The sequence below is a fragment of the Enterobacter sp. HSTU-ASh6 genome, from assembly GCF_026319105.1.
GTDB classification, from domain to species: domain Bacteria; phylum Pseudomonadota; class Gammaproteobacteria; order Enterobacterales; family Enterobacteriaceae; genus Enterobacter; species Enterobacter sichuanensis.
In genome coordinates this window covers 199,967-211,741 of sequence record NZ_WSPD01000003.1, presented here as the reverse complement: position 1 = coordinate 211,741, position 11,775 = coordinate 199,967, and the positions used below count along the sequence as shown (strand labels likewise).

The following is an 11,775-nucleotide window of genomic DNA, read 5'->3' as shown; positions in this document are numbered from 1 at the left end:
ATGTCTGCCACCTCACAAAAATGGTTGCTGCGCGCCGCGCCGTGGTTTTTACCCGTCGGTATTGTGGCTATCTGGCAGCTCGCGTCGTCCACCGGCTGGCTGTCGAGCCGCATTCTGCCCTCCCCGGAGGGCGTTATCGAAGCGTTCTGGTCGTTAAGCGTCAGCGGCGAGCTGTGGCAGCATCTGGCGATCAGCTCCTGGCGCGCGGTGATTGGTTTTTCCATCGGCGGCAGCATCGGCCTGGTGCTGGGGTTGATCAGCGGTCTGTCCCGCTGGGGTGAGCGGCTGCTGGATACGTCCATTCAGATGCTGCGCAACGTGCCGCATCTGGCGCTGATCCCGCTGGTGATTTTATGGTTTGGTATTGATGAGAGCGCCAAGATTTTCCTCGTGGCGCTGGGCACGCTGTTCCCGATTTACATCAACACCTGGCACGGCATCCGCAACATCGATCGCGGTCTGGTGGAGATGGCGCGCAGCTACGGCTTATCAGGTTTCGCGCTCTTTACCCATGTCATTCTGCCCGGCGCCCTGCCCTCCATTATGGTCGGGGTGCGTTTTGCGCTCGGCCTGATGTGGCTGACGCTGATTGTCGCGGAAACCATCTCTGCCAACTCCGGCATTGGCTATCTGGCGATGAACGCCCGCGAATTCCTGCAAACGGATGTGGTCGTGGTCGCCATCATCCTTTACGCCCTGCTCGGCAAACTCGCCGATGTCAGCGCCCAGTGGCTGGAACGCAGCTGGCTACGCTGGAATCCAGCCTATACCACTTCGGAGGCGAAAGCATGAATACAGCCCGACTGACTCAGGGTACCCCGCTGTTGCTCAGCGGTGTCACCAAACGCTACGGTGAAAACACCATTCTTAACGGACTGGATCTGCACATTCCCGCCGGGCAATTTGTGGCCGTTGTCGGCCGCAGCGGCGGCGGCAAGAGCACACTGTTGCGTCTTTTAGCGGGGCTGGAGTCCCCCAACGGCGGCGACATTCTGGCGGGCACGACGCCGCTGGCCAATATTCAGGACGATACCCGTATGATGTTCCAGGACGCGCGGCTGCTGCCTTGGAAAACGGTCATCGACAATGTCGGGCTCGGTCTTAAGGGCAACTGGCGGGATGAAGCCCGCCAGGCGCTGGCCGCCGTCGGGCTGGAACATCGTGCAAATGAATGGCCTGCGGCGCTGTCGGGTGGACAGAAGCAGCGTGTAGCGCTGGCTCGGGCGTTGATTCACCGTCCGGGCCTGCTGTTGCTCGATGAACCGCTGGGCGCGCTCGATGCCCTGACGCGAATCGACATGCAGGATTTGATTGCATCCCTCTGGCAGGCGCACGGCTTTACGGTGCTGCTGGTGACGCATGACGTGAGCGAAGCCGTCGCAATGGCCGACCGGGTGCTATTAATAGAAGACGGGAAAATTGGTCTGGATCTGACGGTAGACCTTCCACGCCCTCGTCGCGTCGGTTCCGCAAGACTGGCGGAGCTCGAAGCTGAAGTGCTGGATCGGGTGATGAAACGGGGGGGGAATGAGCGCGCATTGATCAAAGCTAATGCCTGATGCCCTCACCCCGGCCCTCTCCCACAGGTAGAGGGAGAAAAACCTATGTAGGCCCGGTAAGCGTAGCGCCACCGGGCTTTTACATCAGGCCAACGCTTTAGCAATCTTCTCGTACAGATCGCCTGACAGGTTTTCCAGCCCTTTCAGTTGCTCAAGCGCGGCACGCATCTTCGCCTGACGCTTCTCGTCGTAACGTTTCAGACGGATCAGCGGCTCAATCAGACGTGACGCCACCTGCGGGTTACGGCTGTTCAGCTCAGTCAGCATTTCCACCATAAACTGATAACCGCTGCCATCTTCGGCGTGGAACGCCGCCGGGTTGCTGCTGGCAAACGCGCCAATCAGGGAACGCACGCGGTTGGGGTTGCTCATGGTAAAGGAGCGATGCTTCAGCAGGCTGCGAACGGTGCTGAGGGCATCGGCCGCCGGACTGGTCGCCTGCAGAATGAACCACTTGTCCATCACCAGACCATCCTGATGCCATTTGTCGTCGTACTCCTGCATCAGCGCATCACGGCAAGGCAGTTCAGCTGCAACGCTTGCCCCCAGCGCGGCCAGCGCGTCGGTCATGTTATCCGCGTCGTGATACTGCTTGCTCACCAGGGTGTTCGCCAGCCCGGTTTCACCAAACGCCAGATAGCGCAGGCAGGTGTTACGCAGAGAACGTTTACCGATATCCGCATGCTCCACGCGATACGCGTCAAGCTTATTGGCGTTGTAGACCGCCAGGAACTCATCGGCCAGCTCGGTCGCCAGTGTGCGGGTCAGCGCTTCACGCACCGCCACGATGGCGATCGGGTCAATAATGTCAAACAGCTCCGCAATTTCCGTCGCGGACGGCAGAGTCAGGATTTCAGCCGCCAGTGCCGGATCAATCTTCTCGTCCAGCAGGATGGCGCGGAACGCGTCAGCCACATGAACCGGCAGCGTCAGCGGCTGGCCCTGCTGGTAACGGTTCACGTTCAGCTTGATGTAGGTTGCCAGCAGGCTTTGTGCCGCATCCCAGCGGGAGAAGTCGTTGCGCGCGTGACGCATCAGGAACGTCAGTTGCTGATCGCTCCACTTGTACTCCAGCTTCACTGGCGCAGAGAATTCACACAGCAGCGCAGGTACCGGCTGGAAGTAGACGTTATCGAAGATAAAGGTCTGCTCGGCCTGGGTCACGTTCAACACGTGGTGCACCGGGTGGCCACCCTTCTGCAATGGGATGACTTTGCCTTCGTTGTCGTACAGTTCAATACTGAACGGAATATGAAGTGGATATTTCTCTTCCTGCTCTGCCGTCGGCGGCGTACGCTGACTGATGGTCAGCGTGTACTGCTCGGTTTCCGGATTGTAATCGTCTTTGACGGTCACAATTGGCGTACCGGCCTGGCTGTACCAGCGGCGGAAATGAGAGAGATCGACATTGGAGGCATCTTCCATCGCCTGCACAAAGTCGTCGCAGGTGGCCGCACTGCCGTCATGACGCTCAAAGTACAGCTGCATCCCTTTCTGGAAATTCTCCTCACCCAGCAGGGTGTGGATCATACGGATAATTTCCGCCCCTTTTTCATACACCGTCAGGGTGTAGAAGTTGTTCATCTCAATGACTTTATCCGGGCGGATCGGGTGCGCCATTGGGCTGGCATCTTCCGCAAACTGCAGGCCACGCATGGTGCGCACGTTGTTGATGCGGTTTACCGCACGAGACCCCAGATCGGAGCTGAACTCCTGGTCACGGAAGACGGTCAGGCCCTCTTTCAGGCTCAGCTGGAACCAGTCGCGGCAGGTGACGCGGTTACCGGTCCAGTTATGGAAATACTCGTGGCCGATGACGCGCTCGATATCGAGATAATCTTTATCGGTGGCGGTATCGGTACGCGCCAGCACATATTTGGAGTTAAAGACGTTAAGGCCTTTGTTCTCCATTGCACCCATGTTGAAGAAGTCGACAGCGACGATCATATAGATGTCGAGGTCGTATTCGAGGCCGAAGCGCTCTTCGTCCCACTTCATGGAGTTGATGAGCGAGGTCATCGCCCATGGGGCGCGGTCCAGGTTGCCGCGATCAACAAACAGCTCCAGCGCCACCTCGCGACCCGAACGTGTTTTGAAGGTGTCGCGCAGCACGTCGAAATCTCCCGCTACCAGCGCAAACAGGTAGCACGGTTTCGGGAACGGATCCTGCCACTGAACCCAGTGACGGCCATTTTCCAGCTCGCCTTCACCGACGCGGTTACCGTTGGAGAGCAGGAAGGGATAAAGCTTTTTATCGGCGATGATTTTGGTGGTGAAGCGCGCCAGGACGTCCGGGCGGTCCAAATACCAGGTAATGTGACGGAACCCTTCCGCTTCGCACTGGGTGCACAACGCCACGCCAGACTGATAAAGCCCTTCCAGCGCCGTGTTGGCGGCCGGGCTGATTTCATTCACGATGCGCAGCGTAAACTTTTCAGGCAGGTTGTCGATGACCAGTTGGTTGTTTTCTTCTTTATAGTCAGACCACGCTTCATCATTAATCTGCAGGGAGACCAGCGTCAGGTCTTCCCCATCCAGACGCAGCGGCACGGCCGTTGCGCTGTGGCGCGTCACCTGGCTCACCGCCGTCACAACGGTTTTAGTGGCATCCAGGTCAAAAGTCAGATCGATATCGCTAATCAGGTAATCCGGCGCACGGTAGTCGTGGCGGTATTTGGCTTGTGGCTGTTGTGTCATAGAAAACCTTATGCATCGTTTGTCGAGTAACGTTTCAATATATTCCTGTTGTGTAAAACGCGCTATGCAGAATGTTCATCTTTTCAGGAACAAAACCCTTTTTTGCTACATTTATATAACACGGGGCACAAAATGCCCTCGACCCTTAAACGCGCTTATGTTGTGATCGGGGTTCAATAAATCACTAAACAAGGTATACTCCGGAGTTGTTTATTGTACTAAACGCTCCTGTGAGAGGATGCTACTGCGCACCTATGACTCAATTCGCTTCTCCTGTTCTGCATACGTTGCTGGATACCGACGCGTATAAACTGCATATGCAGCAAGCCGTTTTCCACCATTACTATGACGTTCATGTCGCGGCGGAATTCCGCTGCCGTGGCGACGACTTGCTCGGTATCTACGCAGACTCCATTCGTGAACAGGTCGATGCTATGCAGCATCTGACGCTGCAGGACGACGAATATCAGTGGCTTTCTGGCCTGCCTTTCTTCAAAACCGACTATCTGAACTGGCTGCGCGATTTCCGCTATAAGCCGGAGCAGGTGACCGTGGTTAACGATAATGGCAAGCTGGATATTCGCCTTGAAGGCCCGTGGCGGGAAGTGATCATGTGGGAAGTGCCGCTTCTGGCGGTTATCAGTGAGCTTGCCCACCGCTACCGTTCGCCGGAAACCGGCGTCGCCCAGGCGGTTGCCTCTCTGGAAAACAAACTGGCTGGCTTCGCCACGATGACTGAAGGGCTGGATATGTCCCGCTTCCGTCTGATGGACTTTGGCACCCGTCGCCGTTTCTCCCGCGACGTTCAGGAGGCGATTGTAAAACGTCTGCAGCAGGAGCCGTGGTTCGTGGGCACCAGCAACTACGACCTGGCCCGTCGTCTCGACCTGACGCCAATGGGAACCCAGGCGCACGAGTGGTTCCAGGCGCACCAGCAGATAAGCCCCGACCTGGCTAACAGCCAGCGTGCGGCACTGGCCGCGTGGCTTGAGGAGTACCCGAATCAACTCGGGATCGCCCTCACCGACTGTATTACGATGGATGCTTTCCTGCGCGACTTCGGTCCCGAGTTCGCCGAGCGTTACCAGGGGTTACGCCACGATTCCGGAGACCCGGTTGAATGGGGCGAGAAGGCGATTGCCCATTACGAAAAGCTGGGCATTGACCCGATGAGCAAAGTGCTGGTCTTCTCCGATAACCTCGATCTTGCGAAAGCCGTTGAGCTCTACCGTCATTTCAACGCCAGAGTGAACCTGAGCTTTGGGATTGGTACCCGTTTGACCTGCGACATTCCCCAGGTGAAACCGCTGAATATCGTCATAAAACTGGTGGAATGTAACGGCAAGCCGGTGGCGAAGCTCTCCGACAGCCCGGGCAAAACCATCTGTCATGACAAAGCGTTTGTTCGCGCGTTACGCGAAGCGTTCGATCTCCCCCAGGTTAAAAAAGCCAGTTAAGCGCTCACGGGAGCCTTAACTGGCTCCCCTCTTCTTATTTATTTCTTAAATCTTCTCTTTTGACTGCGAAATTTACTTGTCTGATAGCGGATGGCAGGTAACATAGATATCCCCCATAAGGGTGGACAAGTGTTTATTTTTTCCGACTATTAACAGAGAGAATATTATGAGCGTTGTGCCTGTAGCCGACGTACTCCAGGGCCGTGTCGCCGTTGACGCCGAAGTCACCGTGCGCGGATGGGTGCGTACCCGCCGAGATTCTAAAGCTGGCATCTCCTTCCTTGCCGTCTATGACGGTTCCTGCTTTGATCCTGTACAGGCCGTCATTAATAATTCTCTGCCCAATTACAATGATGACGTTCTGCGCCTGACAACGGGTTGTTCCGTAATTGTGACTGGCGTTGTGGTGGCATCACCGGGTCAGGGCCAGAGTTTTGAAATTCAGGCCACGTCCATTGAGGTTACCGGCTGGGTTGAAGATCCGGACACCTATCCGATGGCGGCAAAACGTCACAGCATTGAGTACCTGCGTGAAGTCGCGCACCTGCGTCCGCGCACTAACCTGATTGGTGCGGTGGCCCGCGTGCGTCACACGCTGGCGCAGGCGCTGCATCGTTTCTTCGATGAGCAGGGTTACTTCTGGGTTTCGACTCCGCTGATCACTGCGTCTGATACAGAAGGTGCAGGTGAAATGTTCCGCGTCTCTACGCTGGATCTCGAAAACCTGCCGCGCACGCCAGAAGGCAAAGTGGACTACGACAAAGACTTCTTTGGTAAAGAAGCCTTCCTGACGGTCTCTGGCCAGCTCAACGGCGAAACTTACGCCTGTGCGCTGTCCAAAATCTACACCTTCGGCCCAACCTTCCGCGCCGAAAACTCCAACACCAGCCGTCACCTGGCGGAATTCTGGATGCTGGAGCCGGAAGTGGCGTTCGCTAACCTGGACGATGTCGCAGGTCTGGCAGAAGCGATGCTGAAGTATGTCTTCAAAGCGGTGCTGGAAGAGCGTCCGGACGACATGAAATTCTTCGCTGAGCGCGTAGACAGCGATGCGGTGGCTCGTCTGGAGCGTTTCGTCTCCGCTGATTTTGCACAGGTAGACTATACCGACGCGGTGGCAATCCTCGAGAAGTGCGGTGAGAAGTTCGAAAACCCGGTTTACTGGGGCGTTGACCTGGCGTCTGAGCACGAACGCTATCTGGCTGAGAAACACTTCAAGGCTCCGGTTGTTGTTAAAAACTACCCGAAAGACATTAAGGCTTTCTATATGCGCCTTAACGAAGACGGTAAAACCGTGGCAGCGATGGACGTGCTGGCGCCGGGCATCGGTGAAATTATCGGTGGTTCGCAGCGTGAAGAGCGTCTGGACGTGCTGGACGCGCGCATGGAAGAGATGGGTCTCAACCCTGCAGACTACAGCTGGTACCGCGATCTGCGCCGCTACGGCACTGTACCGCATGCCGGTTTTGGTCTGGGCTTCGAGCGTCTGATCGCTTACGTGACCGGTGTTCAGAACGTTCGTGACGTGATTCCGTTCCCACGTACTCCGCGTAATGCCAGCTTCTAATCGGTAAAACAGAAAATGGCCAGCTCATGCTGGCCATTATTTTATTCTGAATTGTCAGTTTTCGTCAGCGTAAAGTCAGCATCTTTAAACCTTCTCCCCGTCACAACCACTACCTGTTACGTTTTGTTTCCGTGAAATATCCAGCCACAAAAAATAAACCCCATTCTTATTGCGATTAATGCATCCTCAAGCAATAGCACAAATTTCAACCACTTTTTAAGCCATCCAGACGTCTTTACTGCGCCATAAGAAAAAGTGAGTCGTTTAAGGTCTGTTTATATGAAATGCCTTTATCCAAATTAATCATAAGGAATTCATATATATAGGAAACGCTCTGTTGTTTAATTCGCCAGTGACTTCTGAAGTTTGAGATGGTTCACAAAGTTCCGAAAAATACATATTTAGTTACACATATTTTCTTGTTGTTACTTAATCTTGATATTTGTAGCACTTTGAGGCTAGCGAAACGCTTCGGTGAATGGAAAGATGCCTGTCAGATACATAAAGACACCAAACTCTCATCAATAGTTCCGGAAATATTTATTGACAGAATTTATTGACGGCAGTGGCGAGTGTCATAAAAAAACCAATGAGGGTAATAAATAATGATGAAGCGCAATATTCTGGCAGTGGTAATCCCTGCCCTGCTGGTAGCCGGTGCAGCTAACGCTGCAGAAATCTATAACAAAAACGGCAACAAACTGGATCTGTACGGGAAAGTGGTTGGTGAGCACGACTTCGTAACTTCAGGTGACAACACTGACAGCAGCGACGCAACCTATGCTCAGATCGGTTTCAAAGGCGAAACTCAAATTAATGACCAGCTGACCGGTTACGGTCAGTGGGAATACCGTGCGCTGGCAAGCCAGGCTGAAAGCAACCAGACTCAGCGTACCCGTCTGGCGTTCGCTGGTCTGAAAGCCGGTGATGCGGGCTCCATCGATTACGGCCGTAACTACGGTATCGTATACGATGTAGAATCCTATACCGATATGGCCCCATCCTTCTCTGGTATGACCTGGGCTAACTACTCTGATAACTTCATGACTGGCCGTAACTCTGGTCTGCTGACCTACCGCAACTCTGACTTCTTCGGTCTGGTTGACGGTCTGAGCCTGGGCCTGCAGTATCAGGGTAAAAACGAGCGTACCGACGTGAGAACGGCTAACGGTGACGGCTTCGGTACCTCTCTGGGCTATGAATTCGGCGAAGGTTTCGGCCTGATCGGTGCTTACAGCAACTCTGACCGTACTAATGCGCAGAGCGCAGACGGCAAAGGCGAGAAAGCTGAAGCATGGGCAGTTGGCGCGAAATACGACGCGAACAACATCTACCTGGCGACCACCTATGCTGAAACCCGCAACATGACCCGTGAAGCTGACGGTTCATTCGCGAACAAAACTCAGAACTTCGAAGTGATCGCTCAGTACCAGTTCGACTTCGGTCTGCGTCCGTCCGTGTCCTACGTTCAGTCTAAAGGTAAAAACCTGGCACAGCGTGGCACCTTCTCTGGCGGCGATGCTGACCTGCAGAAATTCGTTGAACTGGGTGCGACTTACTACTTCAACAAAAACTTCAACATCTATGTTGACTACCAGCTGAACCTGATCGACGACACCGACTACTCTCGTAACGTCGGCATCGTGAACGGTAAAGACGACCAGGTTGCAATGGCTGTGACCTACCAGTTCTAATCAGAACACCACTATGTTATATGCTTAATGAACAGGGCTTCGGCCCTGTTTTTTTATGCCCGACAGAAAATAATAGCGACTTTTGAAAAGCCGCACGCTTTTCGTCGCAAACGGTTGGCATTTTGTAAATCTACCGTTAACCTGATAGCGGATTTCACTTCTGTAATCACAATGGAACTTCGTCATGTTTGAGAACATTACCGCCGCTCCTGCCGACCCGATTCTGGGCCTGGCCGATCTGTTTCGTGCCGACGACCGCCCTGGCAAAATCAACCTGGGTATTGGTGTATATAAAGATGAAACCGGCAAAACTCCGGTACTGACCAGCGTCAAGAAAGCTGAGCAGTATCTGCTGGAAAATGAAACCACCAAAAACTACCTTGGTATTGATGGTATCCCTGAATTTGGTCGCTGCACCCAGGAGCTGCTGTTCGGTAAAGGCAGCGCAATTGTAAGTGACAAACGTGCCCGTACAGCACAGACCCCTGGCGGTACCGGTGCTCTGCGCGTGGCGGCGGATTTCCTTGCGAAAAACACCTCTGTTAAGCGCGTCTGGGTGAGCAACCCAAGCTGGCCAAACCACAAGAGCGTCTTCAACTCTGCGGGTCTCGAAGTGCGCGAATATGCTTACTATGATTCGGCAAACCACTCTCTTGACTTTGACGGCCTGCTGGCAAGCCTGAGCGACGCGCAGGCAGGCGACGTGGTGCTGTTCCACGGCTGCTGCCACAACCCAACCGGCATCGATCCAACGCTTGAGCAGTGGGAACAGCTGGCTAAGCTTTCTGTTGAGAAAGGCTGGCTGCCGCTGTTTGACTTTGCCTACCAGGGCTTCGCCCGTGGTCTGGAAGAAGACGCAGAAGGTCTGCGCGCGTTCGCAGCCGTCCATAAGGAACTGATTGTCGCAAGCTCCTACTCCAAGAACTTCGGTCTGTATAATGAGCGTGTAGGTGCCTGTACGCTGGTTGCGGCGAACGAAGAGACTGCCGATCGTGCATTCAGCCAGATGAAGTCAGTTATCCGTGCGAACTACTCTAACCCACCAGCACACGGTGCCTCTGTTGTTGCCACTATTCTGAGCAACGATGCGCTGCGCGCTATCTGGGAACAAGAGCTGAACGATATGCGTCAGCGTATCCAGCGCATGCGTCTGCTGTTTGTGAACACGCTGGCGGAGAAAGGTGCTGACCGCGACTTCAGCTTTATCACCAAACAGAACGGTATGTTCTCTTTCAGCGGCCTGACCAAAGAGCAGGTTCTGCGTCTGCGTGAAGAGTTTGGCGTGTACGCCGTGGCGTCTGGCCGCGTGAACGTTGCGGGTATGACGCCTGACAACATGGCGCCACTGTGCGAAGCGATTGTCGCCGTACTGTAAAATGCGCCCATAAAAAAGCCTGCGTTATGCAGGCTTTTTTTATTTCGGGTTACCAGACAGGCATTTCATCCTGAAGGAACGGGTTGTGGAGCCGTTCATAGCCCAGCGTCGACATCGGGCCGTGTCCAGGGATAAACGTCACGTCATCACCCAGCGGCAACAACTTCTGTTTAATCGACTGAATCAACTGCCCGTGATCGCCGCGCGGAAAATCGCTGCGTCCTACGCCACCTTTGAAAATCACGTCGCCTGAAATCAGCAGACGGGACTGGTCATCAAAGAAGACAATATGGCCTGGCGTATGCCCAGGACAATGCAACACCTGTAAAGTCACATTCCCTACGTTAACGCGCTCTCCTTCGTTTAGCCAGCGATCGGGCGTCAGAGGCTGACACTCATCAAGGCCAAACATGCGGCTTTGGGCAGGTAACCCCTGCAGCCAGAACTCATCTTCTTTTTCCGGACCAATCACCGGCACACCATAATGTTGTGCCAGCTCCGCCGCTGCGCCAACATGATCAAGGTGACCATGCGTCAGCAAAATTTGCATCAGCGTCACACCGCTGTCGGCGACTTCCTGCTTGATTTTCTCAGCGTCGCCGCCGGGATCGACAAGCGCGGCCAGTTTAGTTTGTTCGCACCAGATAAGTGAACAATTCTGGGAGAACGCGGTAACCGGAATAATACGATAGTTCATACTGCTCCTGTGTTTCGTTATTACCAGTGCCGGACCGGACCGGTATCAATATGCACAAAGTTGCTGCTGGGGTAATATCCTACACCACCTGCGCGCATAGATAACGCAGCTTTGCGAATATTGGCTAACGAAACGCCCTCAATATGGAAATCCATTGCCTGTCCCTTCGTGTGGTAGCTTTTTTTCGCTACCCCGCGACTGTGGGCGCGCAGCTCATTATTGGTATCAATGGAACGATAACCCGAAATAAGCTGCACCGGCTTGCTGGTACCCAGCAGGCCCTGAAGGCGGAAAAGCTGGTCAAACAGTCCTGGATCGATGGCTTTTACTTTATTCGCGCGGAAATCACGGAAAAAATGGTTAAGTCTTGCTAATTCATCCTGAATATAGCCTCTGCCATCGAAGAACTCCGCTTTTAGCGACTCACCGGTGTGAAGATTGTTGAGCGTTAAAACTCGCGGACGAGGTGTCGAGAGGGTGGCAAATGCTGGCGTCGGCAAGATGGCCGCTGCGCCAAGCGCAACACCACCTAACGCCAGCAGTTTGCGGCGATTAGCGTCAAATTTGTCCATGATAATCAGATCTACAGGTCAAAGAAATCGTAATATGCTTAGCGCACGAAGGGCACCATAACTGGCAAAACCGGGTACGTCAAGGCGCCCAACCCCAGTGAACACGCGGCTTACAGCGATATCGCCCCGTGTTCATCATAACTTACGACAATCATTT

The 11,775-nt window shown here is 54.3% G+C and carries 9 protein-coding genes; 6 read left to right on the top strand and 3 right to left on the bottom strand.

Features of this window, described 5'->3' with window-relative positions; genetic code table 11:
- Both ssuC and ssuB read left to right on the top strand, forming a co-directional pair.
- On the top strand, nt 1-792 hold the full coding sequence (gene ssuC, locus GM298_RS04975; protein WP_025755990.1) for an aliphatic sulfonate ABC transporter permease SsuC: 792 nt from the start codon (nt 1-3) through the stop codon (nt 790-792).
- Nucleotides 789-1,559, top strand: coding sequence for an aliphatic sulfonates ABC transporter ATP-binding protein (gene ssuB / locus GM298_RS04970; RefSeq protein WP_126800362.1), 771 nt, complete (start codon nt 789-791; stop codon nt 1,557-1,559). The genes ssuC and ssuB overlap by 4 nt, the downstream gene beginning before the upstream one ends.
- A gap of 84 nt (nt 1,560-1,643) precedes the next feature.
- On the opposite strand, the gene pepN is transcribed toward ssuB, so the two are convergent.
- Nucleotides 1,644-4,256 (bottom strand): aminopeptidase N, encoded by a 2,613-nt coding sequence (gene pepN, locus GM298_RS04965; RefSeq protein WP_094918159.1) that lies wholly within the window; start codon nt 4,254-4,256, stop codon nt 1,644-1,646.
- A gap of 254 nt (nt 4,257-4,510) precedes the next feature.
- Here pepN and pncB point away from each other — a divergent pair, with 254 nt between their 5' ends.
- The 4 genes from pncB (at nt 4,511) to GM298_RS04945 (ending at nt 10,349) form a co-directional block, all read left to right on the top strand.
- Entirely contained in the window at nt 4,511-5,713 is a 1,203-nt protein-coding gene (pncB, locus tag GM298_RS04960; RefSeq protein ID WP_025755993.1) for a nicotinate phosphoribosyltransferase, read from the top strand.
- 166 nt (nt 5,714-5,879) lie between these two features.
- Nucleotides 5,880-7,280 carry an asparagine--tRNA ligase gene (gene asnS / locus GM298_RS04955; RefSeq protein ID WP_025755994.1) on the top strand — a complete coding sequence of 467 codons (1,401 nt, stop codon included), beginning with the start codon at nt 5,880-5,882 and terminating at the stop codon, nt 7,278-7,280.
- A gap of 605 nt (nt 7,281-7,885) precedes the next feature.
- Entirely contained in the window at nt 7,886-8,974 is a 1,089-nt protein-coding gene (locus GM298_RS04950; protein ID WP_047958165.1) for a porin, read from the top strand.
- A gap of 184 nt (nt 8,975-9,158) precedes the next feature.
- Nucleotides 9,159-10,349 carry an amino acid aminotransferase gene (locus GM298_RS04945; protein WP_262747327.1) on the top strand — a complete coding sequence of 397 codons (1,191 nt, stop codon included), beginning with the start codon at nt 9,159-9,161 and terminating at the stop codon, nt 10,347-10,349.
- Nucleotides 10,350-10,398: 49 nt separating this feature from the next.
- On the opposite strand, the gene GM298_RS04940 is transcribed toward GM298_RS04945, so the two are convergent.
- Together GM298_RS04940 and GM298_RS04935 are read right to left on the bottom strand one after the other, a co-directional pair.
- Entirely contained in the window at nt 10,399-11,046 is a 648-nt protein-coding gene (locus GM298_RS04940; RefSeq protein ID WP_025755996.1) for an MBL fold metallo-hydrolase, read from the bottom strand.
- A 20-nt stretch (nt 11,047-11,066) separates the two neighbouring features.
- Nucleotides 11,067-11,618, bottom strand: a complete 552-nt coding sequence (locus GM298_RS04935; RefSeq protein ID WP_025755997.1) for a YcbK family protein — start codon at nt 11,616-11,618, stop codon at nt 11,067-11,069.
- Nucleotides 11,619-11,775: the final 157 nt, after the last annotated feature.

Bases quoted from the DNA above. Each gene is read 5' to 3' on its own strand.
- GM298_RS04940 (WP_025755996.1), bottom strand. From the start codon at position 11,046: ATGAACTATCGTATTATTCCGGTTACCGCGTTCTCCCAGAATTGTTCA.
- asnS (WP_025755994.1), top strand. From the start codon at position 5,880: ATGAGCGTTGTGCCTGTAGCCGACGTACTCCAGGGCCGTGTCGCCGTT.
- pncB (WP_025755993.1), top strand. From the start codon at position 4,511: ATGACTCAATTCGCTTCTCCTGTTCTGCATACGTTGCTGGATACCGAC.
- ssuB (WP_126800362.1), top strand. From the start codon at position 789: ATGAATACAGCCCGACTGACTCAGGGTACCCCGCTGTTGCTCAGCGGT.
- GM298_RS04945 (WP_262747327.1), top strand. From the start codon at position 9,159: ATGTTTGAGAACATTACCGCCGCTCCTGCCGACCCGATTCTGGGCCTG.
- GM298_RS04950 (WP_047958165.1), top strand. From the start codon at position 7,886: ATGATGAAGCGCAATATTCTGGCAGTGGTAATCCCTGCCCTGCTGGTA.
- GM298_RS04935 (WP_025755997.1), bottom strand. From the start codon at position 11,618: ATGGACAAATTTGACGCTAATCGCCGCAAACTGCTGGCGTTAGGTGGT.
- ssuC (WP_025755990.1), top strand. From the start codon at position 1: ATGTCTGCCACCTCACAAAAATGGTTGCTGCGCGCCGCGCCGTGGTTT.
- pepN (WP_094918159.1), bottom strand. From the start codon at position 4,256: ATGACACAACAGCCACAAGCCAAATACCGCCACGACTACCGTGCGCCG.